Below are 18,262 nucleotides of genomic sequence, written 5' to 3'. Positions count from 1 at the left end.
CCCCCTTGACTAAGGGGGAGAAACCCGTAGGGAGAGGGGGTTCGAACAAGACAAAACTGCGGTGCTTGACCCCCTATCATTTAGCGTTTATCCACTACCCAAGATCCAAACAGGTTCTTAGAAAAGAGTTCAGGAGCTTGGTCCAGAACCGATTACGACGGACGTTCTTCTACGCTTTGCTCTCCCGAGGCCCCGTCTCCCTCAGAGCCATATGAGGCATCGTCATTCTCCTTTTGAGCCTCTTGGTCTGAGTGGGAAGCATCGGATTCATCTTCAGGGGCGCCGTTTTCCTGGGCGTCTGCATCAGGAGTCGACTTGGCGCCGGTTACAGATACCTCTTCAGCGACGGGTGCTTTCCCGTTCGTTGTTGATCCACCATTCAGAAGCTCAAGTACGTCTTTGCCGGGAACCTCTTCACGCTCAATGAGCAGGTCGGCCAGTTTGTCGAAGGCCTCATGATGATCGGTCAGCGTATCCACTGCACGCTTGAACGCGTTTTCCGTAATTTTGCGGACTTCGCTATCCACTTCGCGTGCGGTTTCATCGCTGTAATCGCGTCCGCGAGAGAGTTCTTCGCCGAGGAACACGTTGCCTTGCTCATCGCCAAGAGCAATATGCTGAAAGCGTTCTCCCATACCCCAGTCGAGCACCATCTTGCGCGCCATCTTGCGCACCTGTTTCAGGTCGTTTTCCGCTCCGCTGGTTGCCGTATCGAAGATCATCTCCTCGGCGGCACGTCCGCCCATGATAACGGCAAGCCGGTCGAGCAGGTACTCGCGGCGATAGATGTACTTCTCTTTCTCAGGCATCTGCTGCGTGACGCCCATCGCCTGTCCGCGGGGCACGATCGTAACTTTGTGCACCGGGTCGGCATGAGGAAGGGCAGCAGCCACGATGGCATGACCGGCCTCGTGGTATGCAAGCAGACGCCGTTCCTCATCATCAAGCACCACGCCTTCACGGCGAAGCCCCATGATGACCTTGTCGCGGGCCTCCTCAATATCAGCGTTTGTGATCTTGTCGCGGCCGTAGCGTCCGGCAAGGAGCGCCGACTCATTCAGAAGGTTTTCGAGGTCGGCCCCGCTGAACCCAGGTGTGCTCGACGCAATCTTGTCGAGATCGACATCCTCATGAAATGGCTTGTCTTTAGCATGGATTTTCAGGATAGCCCGCCGTGCTTCGCGTGTGGGGAGGGGGACCGTGATTTGGCGGTCGAAGCGTCCTGGGCGTGTAAGTGCCGAGTCGAGGATGTCAGGGCGGTTGGTGGCTGCCATGACTACTACACTCTCACTCTTCTCAAAGCCATCGAGCTCAGCCAGCAGCTGGTTCAGCGTCTGCTCGCGTTCGTCGTGGCCTCCACCCACACCGGCGCCACGCTGGCGGCCGATCGAGTCGAGCTCATCGACGAAGATGATGCTCGGCGAGTTCTTCTTGGCCTCCTCAAACATGTCACGGACACGCGAGGCGCCTACCCCCACGAACATCTCCATAAAGTCGGAGCCTGAAACGCTGTAGAACGGCACGTCTGCCTCTCCTGCTACAGCCCGGGCAAGCAGGGTTTTACCTGTGCCAGGAGGACCAACCATGAGAACCCCTTTCGGGACCTTGCCCCCCAGATTTTCGAAATGGTCCGGGTTTTTTAGAAACTTGATGATCTCCTGAAGCTCTTCTTTGGCTCCATCGGCTCCGGCGACATCTTCGAAGGTAGTGTCTTCGTCATTCTGGTCGAACAGCTTTGCTTTGCTTTTGCGGACCGAGAAAAGCCCCTGGCCCTGCGACTGCATGCGCCGCAGAATGATATAGCCAATCACGAGAATGAGCACAATGGGGAGCAATCCGATAATAACCAGCCCCCACGGAAACGTACTCTCGGGCTGCGCCACAACGTCGACCTCGGCTGCTTCAAGCTCCTCCATCAAGCGGTCGTCGCCGAACGACGGCAGATACGTCACGAAGTTTTCGTATCGTACCGTATCCCCCTGTGGCGTAACGCGTTCTGCGCTTTCCTTCAGGCTACCGCTCATTTCATCACCGACCACCTCAACGCGTTCAATATTGTCGGCGCGAAGCTCGGCACGGAACTCACTGTAACTAATTTCGGGACCGGCTGCCCGCCCACCACCGAAGTAGCTCCAGGCAAACAGGAGACCAATACCAATCGCAACGATGAGAACGGCCGAGCTGAACGGTGACCGCCCACCCCCTTCGGAGCGTGAACGCTTTTCCTTTTTCCCCTCTGGCTCGTTCGGGGTCCTACGAGAATCCTTTTCAGCCACGTTATGATAATTCGTCAAGTGAAAATAGACGGCGACGGAACAGACGAATCGTCGTCCTACTGCAATCCATACACGCGTGTCACAGGAAAGTGTCTCAACGAAGGCCTGAAGATGGATTCGTGCCCAATTCTTGACATGCCAGAACGGCCTGTTACGGCGCTGTTGCAGTTGTCTGCGTTCTGGATTCGAAGGCTTCTGCCGTTTGTGTAAAAAAGACGAAGTAGCTCCGTTAGGTCCTTTGGCAATGAGTCCGTTTGGTCAGAGCAACACGTCTGGCAAAAGAGCCATGCGAATTAACTGTCTGTTGCGGACATGTGCGGTTGCCATGATTGGCATTTCCTTGTATCATGATCTTCTGCCATCAGCACAGAGACACACGGGCGGCGCTGCGCTTACCCCGCACGTCACAGCTCCAGTGTTCTCAGGCTCCTGCATGCTACCTATACTCGCTCACTCAACTGTACTCTGCTATGTCGACTGAAAGCGCTTCCGATACGTCGTTTCCATTTCAGCAAGATATCGTGTGGCAGCCCGCCCCTGAGGTAGTAGCCGACTCAAACCTGCAGCGCTTTATGGATGCACACGGAATCGCTTCGCTTGAAGACCTGCACGACCGTGCGGCGTCTGATGTTGGGTGGTTCTGGGAGGCCGTGCTGGAGGATCTGGGCATTGAGTTCTATACGCCCTATGAGCAGATCGTGGATCTGGAGAAAGCGCCGCAGTTTCCTGAGTGGTGCGTAGGAGGTTCGATGAACATCGTGCATAACCTGCTTGATCGCTGGCAAAGTACGCCGCGCGCCAGCCAGGACGCGCTGCGATGGGAGGGCGAAGCAGGGGAGATCCGCACGTATACGTATGCTGAGTTGCATGCTGCTACGAACCAGTGCGCTAATATGCTGCGCGAAAAGGGGCTGGGCGCTGGCGATGCGATTGGGCTCTACATGCCGATGGCTCCAGAAACGGTGATCGCCTTTCTCGCGATCGCTAAGATAGGAGGGGTTATCTGTCCGCTCTTTAGTGGATACGGGCCAGGGGCGATCATCACGCGGCTTCAGGGCGCCGAGGCAAAGGCGCTCTTCACAGCCGACGGGTTTCATCGTCGCGAGAAGCTCATCCGCATGAAAGAGACGGCCGACGATGCGCTGCAGCAATGCCCCACCGTCGAGCATGTCATCGTAACGCGTCATGCAGGACGCCGCGACATCCCCATGCATGCCACGCGAGATAGCTTCTGGAGCGATGTGGTACCTGAGCAGCCTGACACGGCACATACCGAGCGGACGGCGGCCGAAGATCCTGTCATGCTCATTTACACAAGCGGTACAACTGGAGCCCCCAAGGGAGCCGTGCACACGCACTGTGGCTTCCCGATTAAAGGCGCCCAAGACATGTACCACTGCATGGACGTAAAGCCTGGCGAAACCATGTACTGGATGAGCGACATGGGATGGATGATGGGCCCGTGGCTCGTTTTTGGCACGCTTGCCATTGGTGCAACCATGGTGCTCTATGATGGCGCGCCCGATCATCCCGGTCCTGATCGCCTGTGGCAGCTTGTCGACGACCACGACGTGACGCACCTTGGCGTGTCGCCTACGCTGATCCGCGCCCTCAAGACGCACGGTACTGAACCGGTAGACGCACACGACCTGTCGGGGCTGCGGGCTGTAGGGTCTACAGGGAGCCCGTGGGATCCGGAGTCGTGGATGTGGTGCTTTAATACAGTGCTCAACGGAGAGAAGCCGATTCTAAACTACAGCGGTGGTACCGAAATATCTGGCGGAATCCTGTGCGGTAACTTTCTGCAGCCGCTCAAACCCTGCGCGTTCAGCGGACCGGTGCCCGGCATGGATGCCGATGTGCTCGATGCAGCCGGGCGCCCTGTGCGGGGGGCAGTAGGGGAACTGGCCATCCGGGCTCCCTGGATTGGTATGACGCGCAGCTTCTGGAACGGAGATGAGCGCTATCTGGATGCCTACTGGCGGCGGTTCGACGATATATGGGTGCACGGCGACTTTGCAGCCATCGACAGCGACGGGCTCTGGTATATTCTGGGACGCTCCGACGATACGATCAACGTAGCAGGAAAGCGACTCGGACCTGCTGAAGTGGAAGCCCTCATCAACGCGCATGATGACATCGCTGAAAGCGCGGCCGTGGGCATCCCACATGAAGTGAAAGGGCAGGCAGTTGTCGTGTTTGCCGTACCTCGCGGCTCGGCTCGTGCCGACGACGCACTCCGCGAGTCGCTCATGAAGCGGGTGGTAGATGCAATGGGTAAGCCGCTCAAGCCCGAAGCTATTCGCTTCACAAGAGCGCTCCCCAAAACGCGCAACGCAAAGGTTATGCGGCGTGTAATTCGTTCAGCGTACCTCGGTGAGGAACTGGGCGACACCAGCAGCCTCGAAGACCCTGAAACAGTCGAGGCCATTGAGAACGCCTGGTAATACTGGTAACGCAGGCAGGAGGAGGCGGCATGTTCACTGGCAGTGTGTCCATTCGTAACATTTGCAATAAAAGTGCAGGGGTAAAGCCGCGGATAGGCATCTAAGGAAGGCGGGGCAAGTAGGTAACGTCTACATAGGTCTCCATATTGACCGATGTATCCGGTTCGTAGCATCCAAGTGAAAACAGCCAAGCGAAAACATCCAAACCTGCGCGCACGCAGCTCAGCGCGAGTGTCGTAGTGAGCAGGTCGTTTGTAGCCTCTTTCTGGATGCGTCCACTGCCACCAATTAGTTCACCGGTCTCTGACAGATCTATGACGAATTTGCCCGCCGACCGCAACCCGAATGAGCGCCAGCCGCGGCCTTCTTACGAGCAGATTGATCTCCCCCGCACCGATGCGGAGGTGAAAGATCTGCTTCAGCGAACGATTGAGGCAGCGAACAATTCGGTCGTCGTAACGGACATGCGCCAGCCCGACAATCCGATTATCTATGTAAATCAGGGGTTCAAAAACCTGACGGGCTACGACGAAGACGAGATCCTCGGATATAACTGCCGGTTTCTGCAGCGCCGCCCCGATGGCACGATGGACAACGACCAGGCGGGCGTGCGGGCCCTGCGTGAAGCGGTGCGTGAAGGGCGATACACCCGGGTCGTCATCCGCAACTATCGGAAGTCGGGAGAGATGTTCTGGAACGAACTCTACCTGACGCCGATCGACGACGAGCAGGGCGCAGTGCGTTATTTTGTAGGGGTGCAGAACGACATCTCTGAGCGGGTTGAGCTCAACCGGTCGCTGGAGCGCCGCGTGGAAGAGCGGACCGAGGCGCTCAAAGAGCAGCGCGATGAGCTCGAGGTGGCCAAAGAGCAAGCAGAGGCGGCAAATCGAGCCAAGTCGGTTTTTCTGGCCAACATGAGCCATGAAGTGCGAACGCCCCTTACGGCCATTCTGGGCCTGGCCGACCTCATACGGGCCAAAAGTACCGATGACACCTTTGAGGAGCATGTTACACGCATCAAAGCCGCCGGCAGCCGGCTTATGGACACGCTCTCGTCGCTGCTTACGCTGGCACGTATTGAGGCGGGATCCATGGACATGGAGTTGACGCCGGCTACCGTGGTTGATGTTGCGCTGGAGGTGACGGAGCTGTTTCGCGAATCAGCCGAAGAAAGCGGACTTACCCTCGACTTTCAGGTGACCCCCGAGGCGCGAGATGCCGTCGCCCAGCTCGACACAGGAGCGCTCAACAGCGCGCTGCAGAACCTCATCTCAAACGCGATCAAGTTTACGGACTCGGGGCGTGTCGAAGTCCGTGTCTACATCGCTGAGCGCGGCGACTTCGATGCATACGATGCAGGGCGCGGGGGAGGCAAGCGCAATGCGACGAAGTATGTAGCTGTCGATGTTGAAGACACCGGCGTGGGTATCAGCCAAGAGTTTCATCCGTTCCTATTCGAAAACTTCAGTCAGGAGTCGGATGGACTCACGCGCGAGTTCGACGGCTCAGGGCTTGGGCTCTCGATTACCAAGCAGCTGGTGGAGGCAATGCATGGCATCATCGAAGTGAACTCGGTGCTGGATGTAGGAAGCAGGTTCACGATTGCATTTCCACGAGCCGATGAGCACGAAATCCGCTCGCAGGAAGCTCCAGACGCACGTGTGATAGGGCAGCAAGGCGCAAAGGTGCACCTGGTCGAAGACAATGATAACACAGTCTTCCTGATTGAAAATCTGCTGGGCGATGAGGTCGATCTCTCCGTGTCGCTTAACGCGTCGGATGCCGTAGAGCGTGCAGAGGGGGAAGACTTCGACCTCTTCCTGATTGACATCAACCTCGGGGCCGGGGGAAGCGGGGTCGACGTGCTCAAGCGGCTGCGCCAGATGGACCGCCACGCCAGTACGCCTGCTGTTGCTGTGACCGCTGTCGCGATGCCCGGCGATCGCGAGCAGCTCCTTGAGCAGGGCTTCGACGACTACCTATCCAAACCGTTCGAATCAGACGCGCTTCTGGAGCTGGTGAGTCGACATCTCTAACCAGCATAAACGATCAAGGCGTGATGCGCATTAGTAAGCAGGTGCCACAACGAGCAGATTTCGTAACGCATCCGTACACGTGCCTCCGTATGCCTCGCTAAGACAAGAGCGTACAAGCGCACAAGACGACTGCCTTTATTTACGCCCCCCTCATTCTTGGAGTCAACGAAGAGACAAGTAGGGGGCGCAACACGGAAATGCCGCGGCTATACTTGGCGGCCATACTTGGCAGCACACAGCGGAGCCAGGCTGTGGGTGGTGTCTATAAGTCTATAACAGTACTACAACTCCTATTTTGGGCCTGCTGCCTTCAGCGGTGTCGAATACTGAGGGGGTGATGGAAGAGCGTATGCTGTGTACAAGCACAGCAGCTCCGCTGCCAATCAGAGCCCCTACAGCAACGTCGCTTACATAGTGTACGCCGAGATGCACACGGCTTGCGCTGGTGGCTGTGGCCCATACAGCAGCAGGGGCAATCACGTACCAGTACGGGTGGCTAAGACTCCAGGAGGTAGCCAGCGCTGCCGCGAGGGTCGCGTGCCCCGATGGCATCGACAACCGGTCATCCAGAGAGAGGATAGACGCCTCTTCTGCAGAGACAGACAGGTCGCGGCGCTCCACGAGGCCAGTAGCGTACGGCCGGGGGCGCCCGATGAGCCGCTTCAGGCTATGGGTCATAACATATGCCCCCGTCATGGAGACCCCCAGGCGATAGGCGTCTCCAAAGCGGGGCTGCGAGCGCGTAGCTATGGCATATCCCCCCGCTGCGAGCGGAGCGCCGGCAAACAGGGGAAGGGCCATACGATCGGCGACAGCTGATATCGTAGGCAGGGGAGCCCCCGCACAATAGACCGAAACCGAGATCTGAGCGTCCCATGTGTCGGGGGCATGAGACGTGCACGAAGCAGTCTGGGCGTGCGCATCCCCCGATGCCAACAGGCCTGCGAGCAGCATAAGGGCGCCCCAGGAAAACGTGATGCGCCTATGCATCTTCTTCAGCGGTCTCTTCTTCGGCCTCCACCTCGTCATCATCAGGCTCAATCATGCCGAGCTCGATGCGAATCTGACGTTTGATTTCTTCGCGTTCCTCATCGTTCTCCTTTAACCACTCTTTGGTGGCTTCGCGCCCCTGCGCAATGGTGTCGTCGTTGTAGGAGTACCACGAGCCGCGTTTCTCGATAATACCGGCTTCGGATCCCAGATCAATCAGCTCACCGAGTGACGAGATGCCCTCGCCATAGATAATCTCAAACTCAGCCTCTTTGAATGGCGGTGCCACCTTGTTCTTCTTGACGCGCACACGTGTCTTGTTACCAATTACGTCAGACCCGTCTTTGACAGCACCGATGCGTCGAATGTCGAGCCGTACCGACGAGTAAAACTTCAGGGCGCGTCCGCCCGATGTGGTCTCCGGGTTTCCGAACATGACCCCGATCTTCATTCGAATCTGGTTGATGAAGATAAGCGAGGTTTTGGTGCGGTTGATGGTGCCGGCAAGTTTACGAAGCGCCTGGCTCATGAGGCGTGCCTGCAGACCCACATGGGTATCGCCCATATCGCCTTCAAGTTCGGCTTTGGGCACGAGGGCCGCGACCGAGTCAATGACGACTACATCGAGGGCACCGCTGCGTACAAGCGTGTCGGCGATGTTGAGGGCCTGCTCGCCGGTGTCGGGCTGTGAAACGAGAAGCTCTTCGGTATCTACGCCCAGGTCGCCTGCGTAGTTAGGGTCGAAGGCGTGCTCGGCATCGATAAAAGCGCACGAGCCCCCCATTTTCTGGGCTTCTGCAATAATGTGCGTAGCAAGGGTCGTTTTTCCCGAGGATTCGGGGCCGTAGATCTCGATGATGCGTCCGCGCGGCACACCGCCGACGCCCAGGGCGCTGTCGAGTGTGAGTGAGCCGGTTGGGATGGCTTCTACTTCCTGTATCGGCTCGTCGCCCAAGCGCATGATAGAGCCTTTGCCGTGCTCGCGTTGAATCTGCTTGACCGCGAGGCTCAAGGCTTCGTCTTTTCCGGATCCGTTATTTTTGGCCATGGAGAAGGGGGGATGTCAGTCGAAAGAATGCAACAAAAGGAGGATAACAAAGTGGGGAGTACGCTGGAGCAGCGTATGCCCTGCACGCTACGGGGCAGTATGTCCTGCTCCTATACTTGCTTCCACATGTATGTACCGTTGTGTCGCGCAGGAGTGCCATGCCCGTATGCAATTCATGCCTCGTGCAGCAAGGCACAAGGCAATGAAGACACGCTGCACCGTGGCACACGCTGTTTCCCAAAGCGGCCTTGGAGGCACAAAAGAGCAGGAATGCATGCTGCACCGAAGAACTCATCCGGTACGTGACAGGGCATGCCGGGTCGAGCAGAGCATCTGGAGCGCAGGCCGCATAGCGCAGGAGGCTCTACGGGAAGGCCCTTTACAGGGAGATCCTATAGGATAGACTCACTGCGTTTACGATTCATAACGTGGCGAAGCAGCCACCTTACCCATACGCCGGTTAAGCTGGCGACGAATCATGTCGAGTGCAGCCGTGGCAAACAGCTCCTTGTTCATGCTGCGGTCGTTTACGAAGCGGATGTGTGCTGCGTGGGTGCCATGGGCATCCGCATAGCCAACCCACACTGTGCCTACGGGCTTAGCCTCGCTGCCTCCGCCTGGTCCGGCAATACCGGTGGTTGCAACGCCGATGTCGGTGTTGAGCACGCGACGCACGCCCGCAGCCATCTGCCGCGCCACAGGTTCGCTAACAGCGCCATGGGAGGCGAGCGCGTCGGCATCCACCTGTAGCTGGTTGACCTTCACGTCGTTGGCGTATGCAATAATGCTTCCGCGATAGTACGCCGAGGCGCCCGCTACCCCAGTTAGCCGGTGCGAAATAAGGCCGCCTGTGGCGCTCTCTGCAGTTGCCACGGTGAGACTGGATTCGCTGAGGCGGCGCCCAAGTGCCTCGGCAAGTGAGACCTCTCCGACTGCAAATATGTGTGCAGCGGCGCGTTCGCGTATGCGGGCCTCTGCGGTATCCAGCAGCTGCGTAGCAATATCGTTGTCGGGGGCATGGGCTGTGAGACGCAGGCGTACGCCGCTGGTCGAAGGGAGATAGGCAAGCGACACCCGGTCGGGGAGCAGGGCATCGGCATCACCGATTTCGGCTTGCAGATCCGACTCGCCAATGCCGGTAGTCTGCAGGGTACGGTGCGACGTAGAGCGCAGGTCGGTGCGCTCGGCCAAGAGCGGCTTCACAGAGGCATCGAAGATGGCTTTCATTTCAGAAGGCACGCCCGGAAGCACAACGATGAGTGCGCCATGAGAGGCCGCACCCTGAAACCGAAGCCCGGGGGCCGTTCCAATGGGATTTGCGAGCTTCTCAAAGCCTTCGGGTACATCAGCGATCTGAGCGGCACGTTCGGGCACCGTGCGATTGCGCTTTTTATAGTACGTCTGTATGCGATTCCAGAGCGCGTCGTCGCGCACGAGCTCGACCCCCAAAAAGTCGGCTACAGCCTTCTTCGTAAGATCGTCGTGCGTGGGTCCCAGTCCGCCAGTCAGAACCACGAGGTTGGCTGTGGTGCAGGCGTCCTGCAGGGCCGACTGGATGCGCGCGCTGCGGTCGGTAAGGGTGCGCCCCTCGACGACATCGACCCCCATCTGGCTCAGACGCTCACCCAGCCAGGCGGCGTTGGTGTTTACAGTCTGGCCGATAAGCAGCTCGTCGCCGATAGAGAGAAGGTAGGCGTTCATGCAGGTAGATAGAAAGAAAGAAGAGAAGCGAATATGGTCAGTCAGGCGGGCGACCAGGAGTCCGGAGCGCTATGCCAGCGAATCAGGTCGTCGTACTCCGTGGTAGAGAGGCGTCCGGTATCACGTGCCACGCGAGCCACCGTCTGAAACGTCGTAAGGGCATGGAGCGCACACTGGGCCTCGGCAAACGCCTCATGGGCCTCAGGAAAGTCATACGAGAAAATAGCGAGCACGCCTATAACAGGGGCCTTGCGGTCACGAACGGCTTTAACGGCATCAAGTGCAGAGGCGCCGGTCGAGACGAGGTCTTCAACCACGAGTGTTTCTGTGCTGCTATTTACGCGGCCTTCTACCTGACGGCGGCGGCCATGGGTTTTGGCCGAACCGCGCACGTAAGCAAGCGCGGTGCCCAGGCGGTCGGCCAGCAGGGTGGCATGCGGAATGCCTGCTGTGGCCGTGCCTGCGATCACGTCGGGACGCGCCGGAAGCCCAGCGCAGTATGCCAGAAAGCCCTGCTGTACAGCGTTGCGCGCGCCAGGCGTACTCAGTAGCAGGCGATTGTCGCAGTAGACGGGGGCAGTCCAGCCCGAGGACCAGGTGAACGGGTCTGCAGGCTGTACGCGAACCGCCTCTTGGTTAAGCAGCACATGCGCGATGCGTTCAGCGAGAACAGGCGGAGCCGTGGTGCAGGAAGTCACAGGTAAAACGAGAGTGGTCAAGGGATGCATGCGAAGCGAACCCCCGTTTATTGCTGCGGCACATTACTGCGAAACAGAAGAAGAGCGGGGGGGATTCGGGTGGATGGTCTCTTCCTGGGCGCCAAACGCATACAGGAGACCGGTGCCTATCGTTAGAGCAACCACGGCCAGCAGCGCACCATACAGAATCTGGCTACTGATGAGATAGGCCGCAAAGTCACTGGCTAAGGGGCCGCTGTATTGTGCGACGCGAACGGCAAGCAGCGCCAGTAGGAAGGCCATCTGCGCAGCGGTTTTGGACTTGGCGATGCGAAACGTGGCGAGTGTTCGGCCTTGAGCTTCGGCGTAGCTACGCAAAGCGGTTACCCCTACATCGCGCAGCGCGATAAGCGCCACGGCCCACCAGGGAACGATGGAAGGCTCCAGGAAAGCAAACATCCCGAAGAGCCCGAGCACCAGAATCTTGTCGGCGAGCGGGTCGAGAAACTGGCCGAGTCGTGACTTTACGTTCCAGGCCCGCGCCAGATGGCCGTCGGCATAGTCTGAGATTGACGCTACCACAAACAGAATAAGCGCAGACATCTGCCCCCACCATGTGGGTACGGTGAGCAAAAAGAGAACGACCGGCGTGAGCAGGATGCGTCCGATAGTAAGTGCGTTGGGGAGGTAGCGCATAGGCAGAAGGCTAACATGTAGTGCGCTCAATCATATCGGCATACCCGGAAAGCGGTTTCCCTGTTCATGCATAGATCTGTTGAGGGTTGCGATAGGTGCAAGGCATGCATCCGGTTACGCCTCATCGGTCATGCCCCTATCGGGCTTGATGCACGCACCGTGTCAGGATTAGGCACGATAGCATACGCCGCTCTGACACGATTAGGGACGCGCGACGAGGAGTTAGACGATCTGCTGCCAATGTGACACGCTGTCAGGCTGATTTTGGCTTTCGGCATCGTGTTTGAGAACAAAAACAAGTGGCTGTCGCGATGCGCGACGGCACCACTGTTCACGCGCTTTGTTGACTGACCGAACTTGACATCAATGGGTAAAATTATAGGGATTGACTTAGGAACGACCAACTCGGTTGTTGCCGTTATGGAGGGCGACGACCCGAAGGTGATTGAGAACGCGGAAGGTGCGCGTACCACACCGTCGGTCGTGGCGTACAAGAAAGACGGCGAACGGCTTGTCGGCGCTCCGGCAAAACGCCAGGCCATCACCAATCCAGAGAACACCGTATCGTCGATCAAGCGGTTCATGGGCCGGAAGTACGACGACCTCAACGAGGCACTGGACGAGGTGCCGTACGAGGTTGTGCGTGGTGACGGTGGCACGCCCCGCGTTAAGCTTGGCGACCGCGAGTACACGCCGCAGGAGATCTCGGCGATGATTCTGCAGAAGCTCAAGAAGACTGCCGAAGAGTATCTCGGCGAAGAGGTTACCGAAGCGGTGATCACCGTGCCGGCGTACTTCAACGATGCACAGCGTACCGCGACCAAAGAAGCCGGCAAAATTGCAGGGCTTGAGGTGAAGCGGATTATTAATGAGCCCACCGCAGCATCGCTTGCCTACGGCCTTGACGACGACAAGGATCAGGTCGTGGCGGTATATGACTTGGGCGGCGGCACCTTCGACGTCTCCATCTTGGAGCTGGGCGATGGCGTCTTTGAAGTGAAAGCTACATACGGCGACACCCATCTTGGCGGCGACGACTTCGACCAGGCGCTCATCAACTATATCGCTGATGAGTTTCAGAAAGAGCAGGGCGTCGACCTTCGTAAGGATGCGATGGCACTGCAGCGCCTGAAAGAAGCAGCCGAGAAAGCTAAGATTGAGCTTTCAAGCTCGACGACAACCACGGTCAACCTGCCGTTTATTACAGCGACCGACGAAGGGCCGAAGCACCTGAACCTCGACATCAACCGTGCGAAGTTCGAGCAGCTCATCAAAGAGCATGTCGACCGCACGATTCCGCACATGCGGAAAGCAATGGAAGACGCTGGGTTCAAGAAAGGCGACATCGACGAAGTGCTTCTGGTCGGTGGGTCCACGCGAGTACCGCTCGTGCAAGAAACCGTAACTGACTTCTTCGGGCGCTCCCCCAACAAGTCGGTCAACCCCGACGAGGTCGTCTCGCTTGGTGCAGCCATTCAGGGCGGCGTGCTCTCTGGCGACGTCGACGACGTGCTGCTCCTTGATGTAACTCCGCTCGGGCTTGGCATCGAAACGCTGGGCGGCGTGATGACGCAGCTCATCCCGTCGAACACGACGATTCCGACCAAGAAGAGCGAGGTGTTCTCAACGGCTGCAGACAACCAGGAGTCGGTTGAGGTACACGTGCTCCAGGGCGACCGGGAGATGGCGAAAGACAACCGTACGATCGGTCGCTTCCACCTGACAGGCATTCCGCCTGCTCCGCGTGGCACGCCGCAGATTGAGGTGACGTTCGATATCGATGCGAACGGCATCCTGAATGTCTCAGCAGAAGACAAGGCAACTGGCAAAGAGCAGTCGATTCGCATCGAGGCCTCCAGCGGACTTACCGAGGAGGAGATCGAGAAGATGCGCCAGGAAGCTGAAGCGCACGCTGAAGAGGACAAGAAGCGGAAAGAGCGGGCGTCGACTATCAACGAGGCAAACTCGATGGTCTACACCACGCAGCAGAACCTCGAAGAGTACGGCGATAAGATTCCGGAAGAGAAGCGAAGCGCGATCCAGCAGTCTACCGATCGCGTTGAAGAGCTTCTCGAAACGGCAAGCGCCGACGAAGACGTCAGCGAGCTTGAAGCTGCGCTCGAAACGCTGAACGAGAAATGGTCGGCAGCCAGTCAGGAGATCTACGCTGCGCAAGCTGAAGAAGCCGGTGCTGGCGCCGGAGCTGCTGCTGGCGGTCCACAGGGGCAGCAGCCTCAGGGCAATGGCACCACCGACGACGGCGATGTGCGTGATGCCGACTTTGAGGTCGTAGACGAAGGCGACGAAAAGAAGTAGCATCTCGTGACAGCGCGAGGCGCTCTTGAACACAACGGGCGCGCAGCGCTTCATTCCGCACGCTACAACACAGTAAAACAACGTCTCACTGGCCTCTGGGTCGGTGAGACGTTGTTATTTCAGGGTGTTGTAAATCTTGACGCGGACATCGCTGCTCTGGGAAGCGCTGACTTTGGAGGGGCATGTAGCTCTTCTGCCATGGCTGCTGGCACACGGCGGTGGCACAGACGTTACAAAATGAGCTTGTGCAGGATCTGGCTTACCGAAAGCCAGAAAGAAGATAGGAACTCCGCGTGCCATGCTGTGCTGCCCATGTGTATTGGCGGGCACGCAGCGGAAACGCCATAGTGGAAATCCAGCAGCGAATCCGTTATAATTCGTATTGCCAGCAGTACAAAAATCAGCCCCCACGCCGCGCATGAGTGGCCCTTCTGCCTCTTCCTCGTCCGACTCCGATACATCGGAGTCGGGCTCCTCTGACAGGACCAACGCTTCTGCATCCTCCGGTGCGCCGAGCGAACAGCGTGAAGACACCCGGTTGAGCGAGGCGGTGCGCCGTACCGCACCTCTCAACAACACGGCAGAGATTGATGCACAGCAGGCAGAAGGTACGAAGGGGCAGGACGGTAGCACGTCGCTATGGACCTACAACTGGTCGCGCGTGCAAGCGGTGGCGCTCTACTATATCTATGGGCTGGTTGAGGAGCTGCAGAAAAAAGACATCGTACTTTGGTCGCAGGCCATTGCGTTCAAAGTGTTGATCACGATTGTGCCTATCCTGCTGCTTGGTATTGGTCTGCTGGGACGCGTCCTGCGGGGCGACGCCGCATTCAACGCAGTGACGCGGGTCGTGCGCGACTTCCTTCCTGAGGGACAGGAAGATCAAGTGATCCAGTTCTTGGACCAGCTGCAAGAAATCAGTGGAGCAGTCATTGGGATTGGTGGAATTGGGCTCTTTCTGTCGGCGTTTTCGCTATTTATTACGCTGCGTATCGTGGTGCGCAATGCATTTGCGCAGACATGGCACGAAGAACGCTCCATTCTCGGTGGCTATCTATTCGATGCTCGAATGGTTTTACAGGTCGGGATGCTCTTTCTGGCTACCGTGTTCATCTCGTTCATATTTACAACCCGGGTAAGCACCTCGATGCTGGCGTCGCTGGGCATCCAGGCACCGTGGCTTGTTGGATTCCTCACTGCGCTGACGCAATTTCTGGTAGTGCTGCTCCCTTTCGTCATAACGACAGCGATGTTCTTCCAGCTGTACTATCTTGTACCGCTTCCGCATCCGCGCAAACGAAGCGCGCTGGTGGGGGCCGTCGTGGCAGCCGGGATGTGGGAGATTCTTAAGTATGCATTCACATACTACGCTGTGTATGTTGGCCGTTTTGAACGATACGCCATGGGCGAAGAGAGCTTCTCTGCACTCGGAAATACGTTCGGTCTAATGATTGCCTTTGTATTCTGGGTTTATTTCTCAGGTATGGTGTTCATGCTGGGAGCCGTCGTTGCATCACTGCACGAGCACCGACACGTTATGGCAAAACAGCCATACCGTCCGATAAAGCCGGACGTAGGGCCTCCAAAATCGACATAGAGATCCAAGACCGGTTCGGCGCCTCACTATCTCCGCCATCGCTACCACTCCTTTTTTCATACTGCCATTGCTGCCTGATCTCCTGTCTTTTCGAGTAACTCTTTTTTCATCTATGGCGGATACGGCAGACTGTGCTCTCCGAGACGGCATACCCCAACAGTGTATTCACCAACGGTGCATGCCGCTGCTAATGTTACTCTCGATACTGTCACTGGGGCTGGCAGAGCCATCTTATGCCCAGGATCCGCTCTCGCTGGTTGATAGCAACACCGAGGTACGAAGCATCGACTTCCGGTTCGTGGATCAGCAGACGTTCTCCGATGAACGCCTGCTACGACGGATGGCCACGCAGCAGCCCTCCGTGTGGGATCGGTGGCAGCGCCGCCTCCCGTTGTTGCAGCCAACGCCACGTTTTTTTGAGCCCGTCACATTCCAGCGCGATATTGCCCGTCTTCGCAGCTTCTATCGCGAAAACGGATTTCCATCGCCGCGCATCGACTACCCAGCTACGCAGTTCAACGCCGGCGAAAACCGTATTCGGCTCGTGATCACCATCGAAGAAGGGGAGCCGCTTATCATCCAGGATGCTGTTTTCCTGGATGCCGACGGCGAGCGCTACGCGGTCGAGGCGTTTGAGCCTGAGATGCGTGAGAAGTGGCGTGCCTTTCAGCGTGATATGTCTGTAGAAGTGGGCACCCGGTACACCGACTTCAACCGGCAACGCATCGAAGACGATGTCCTCCGTTGGCTTCGGAACCAGGGCTATGCATTTGCAACACTGCGCTCTGAGGTGGAAACCGATGTAGAGGCGCGTACCGCCGACCTGCGTTTCTTTGTCGACCCAGGACCGCGCGCTCGGGTTGGCGTTATCGAGATTAGCGGCAACGAGACCGTGGAGCGGCGCATCATTGAGCGGAGCCTGGCGCTCCGCGAAGGCGATATCTTCTCGGCCGACAAACTCTCAGAAGGCCAGCGCAATCTATTCAACCTGAACCTGTTTCGCGTCGCGCTTGCCGACGTGCCCGAGCAGCCGCGCGACTCAACCGTCGCTATCCGGTACCGGGTGCGAGAGGCCAATATGCGCACCCTGGCAGGCGAAGTTGGATACGGCACCACGGTAGGTACAACCGCTGAAGGGCGTTGGAGCCACCGCAACTTTTTTGGAAATGCACGCTCGTTCACAGCCAGCGTCGTTGCCGAAACAGGATATCCCAACGACGCCCGCTTCCTGCCGAACTTCTTGGCAGGCACCGGCGGAAGCACCGTCACAGAGCGGCGCTTTCGAGGAGGACTGCTCGTGCGCGAGCCATATGTCTTTTCGCCGAAGCTCTCTGCCTCCATCGAGCCGTTTGGCGAAATCCGCCGCAACCCCCGCCTGCCCGGTGTGTCGCGAAGCGGACTGGGCATCAACGAGACAACCATCGGGGTCGACTCGCGGCTCACGTACGAGGTCTTCTCGTTCCGAACCATAACCCTGCGCCACAGCCTGCAGCGCCGCCGCCAGTTTGTGCCCGAAGAATTGCAGTCAGGAGCGGTCGCCGATCCGGAAGATCCCATCGAGACGTTTGGCGATGGCGGGTTCAACCGCAGCGTTTTTACGCTGTCGGCCAACCTGGGCCGCACCGACGACTACGTGAGTCCAACCGTCGGATTTATGGTGCGCCCCACAGCAGAAGTAGCCGGAGCGCTCATTCCCTCGGGCGTGCAGTACGGGAAGCTCTCTGTAGAACTGGCCGGATACCAGCCCCTTACACCATCAGTTGACCTTGCGGCTCGGCTCTTTGCAGGACGGGTGTTTCCATTTGGCGAGAGCCGCGATGCGCTTGCTGCCGAGCCCTCGCTTCGTAACTCTGTCTTCCTGAACCGCTTCAACGATGTGCTCTACTACGCAGGAGGCGGCACCGACCTGCGCGGATGGCCTGCCAACCAGGCCGGCGGCAAGTTCATAAACTCAACGGATGTAGAAGGCACCGCTTCGCTCCTGGCGCCCATCGGAGGCATGTCGAAGGCCGCCGCCAATGTAGAGCTGCGCCTTCCCTTTCCCGGATTGGGGGATAGCTGGCGCACCGCCGCCTTTGTCGATGCCGCCGTGCTCGGCACCGAAGGGTTCTCGCTCGTTCCGGCCCCGCCGACCAGCGATCTCGACCGCTTCCCAACCGAAACCGACGCGCTGCGTATCAGCACCGGGGCAGGGGTCCGTTACCAGACGCCGTTCGGGTTCCTCCGGTTCGACATCGCCATCCCCCTCAACCCCGACCCGCTCGATGTGCGTGATCCACGTGAGGTAAGCAATGCCATAAGCGAGGGCCGCCCCCCCACAGATGTATCGCCCTCGTTCACCCGCCAGTTCCGCTTTCATCTTGGCATCGGACGCACCTTTTAGAGCCTGTTTGGGTTTTGGTTTGTAGGCGAGAGCGAGCAGCAATGCGGCGAAAATTGGACCTCGATGGAGGTTCGTAGCTGGGGCTACGGGCCGAC

11 protein-coding genes are annotated in these 18,262 nt (G+C 58.3%); 5 read left to right on the top strand and 6 right to left on the bottom strand.

Going from position 1 to position 18,262, the window contains the following annotated elements:
- Positions 1–152: 152 nt before the first annotated feature.
- Complete coding sequence (gene ftsH, locus PPP56_RS00470; RefSeq protein ID WP_502912532.1) at positions 153–2,168, bottom strand: ATP-dependent zinc metalloprotease FtsH; 2,016 nt, start codon at positions 2,166–2,168, stop codon at positions 153–155.
- 578 nt (positions 2,169–2,746) lie between these two features.
- Here ftsH and PPP56_RS00465 point away from each other — a divergent pair.
- Together PPP56_RS00465 and PPP56_RS00460 are read left to right on the top strand one after the other, a co-directional pair.
- A complete protein-coding gene (locus PPP56_RS00465; protein WP_353561664.1) occupies positions 2,747–4,723 on the top strand; it encodes an AMP-binding protein in 1,977 nt (658 codons plus the stop codon).
- 314 nt (positions 4,724–5,037) lie between these two features.
- Positions 5,038–6,759: an ATP-binding protein gene (locus tag PPP56_RS00460; protein WP_353561662.1), complete on the top strand. Its 1,722-nt coding sequence runs from the start codon at positions 5,038–5,040 to the stop codon at positions 6,757–6,759.
- Positions 6,760–7,029: 270 nt separating this feature from the next.
- Here the strand turns inward: PPP56_RS00460 and PPP56_RS00455 are convergent, their stop codons facing one another.
- The 5 genes from PPP56_RS00455 to pgsA all read right to left on the bottom strand — a co-directional run bounded on the left by PPP56_RS00455 (position 7,030) and on the right by pgsA (position 11,871).
- A complete protein-coding gene (locus tag PPP56_RS00455; RefSeq protein ID WP_353561660.1) occupies positions 7,030–7,560 on the bottom strand; it encodes a phosphatase PAP2 family protein in 531 nt (176 codons plus the stop codon).
- Positions 7,561–7,741: 181 nt separating this feature from the next.
- Positions 7,742–8,797, bottom strand: a complete 1,056-nt coding sequence (recA, locus tag PPP56_RS00450; protein WP_353561658.1) for a recombinase RecA — start codon at positions 8,795–8,797, stop codon at positions 7,742–7,744.
- Between the two features lie 414 nt (positions 8,798–9,211).
- Positions 9,212–10,498 (bottom strand): competence/damage-inducible protein A, encoded by a 1,287-nt coding sequence (locus tag PPP56_RS00445; RefSeq protein WP_353561656.1) that lies wholly within the window; start codon positions 10,496–10,498, stop codon positions 9,212–9,214.
- Between the two features lie 41 nt (positions 10,499–10,539).
- Positions 10,540–11,196, bottom strand: coding sequence for an orotate phosphoribosyltransferase (pyrE, locus tag PPP56_RS00440; protein ID WP_353561654.1), 657 nt, complete (start codon positions 11,194–11,196; stop codon positions 10,540–10,542).
- A 63-nt stretch (positions 11,197–11,259) separates the two neighbouring features.
- Complete coding sequence (gene pgsA, locus PPP56_RS00435) at positions 11,260–11,871, bottom strand: CDP-diacylglycerol--glycerol-3-phosphate 3-phosphatidyltransferase (RefSeq protein ID WP_353561652.1); 612 nt, start codon at positions 11,869–11,871, stop codon at positions 11,260–11,262.
- A gap of 366 nt (positions 11,872–12,237) precedes the next feature.
- Here pgsA and dnaK point away from each other — a divergent pair, with 366 nt between their 5' ends.
- The 3 genes from dnaK to PPP56_RS00420 all read left to right on the top strand — a co-directional run bounded on the left by dnaK (position 12,238) and on the right by PPP56_RS00420 (position 18,167).
- Entirely contained in the window at positions 12,238–14,187 is a 1,950-nt protein-coding gene (gene dnaK, locus PPP56_RS00430) for a molecular chaperone DnaK (protein ID WP_353561650.1), read from the top strand.
- 418 nt (positions 14,188–14,605) lie between these two features.
- The gene (locus PPP56_RS00425) at positions 14,606–15,784 is read left to right on the top strand and encodes a YihY/virulence factor BrkB family protein (protein ID WP_353561648.1); all 1,179 of its coding nucleotides are present in this window, start codon (positions 14,606–14,608) and stop codon (positions 15,782–15,784) included.
- 190 nt (positions 15,785–15,974) lie between these two features.
- Positions 15,975–18,167 (top strand): BamA/OMP85 family outer membrane protein, encoded by a 2,193-nt coding sequence (locus tag PPP56_RS00420; protein WP_353561646.1) that lies wholly within the window; start codon positions 15,975–15,977, stop codon positions 18,165–18,167.
- Positions 18,168–18,262 lie beyond the last annotated feature (95 nt).

The organism is Longimonas sp. (assembly GCF_040409695.1).
Lineage (GTDB): Bacteria > Bacteroidota > Rhodothermia > Rhodothermales > Salinibacteraceae > Longimonas.
This window is presented reverse-complemented; position numbering and strand designations above follow the sequence as displayed.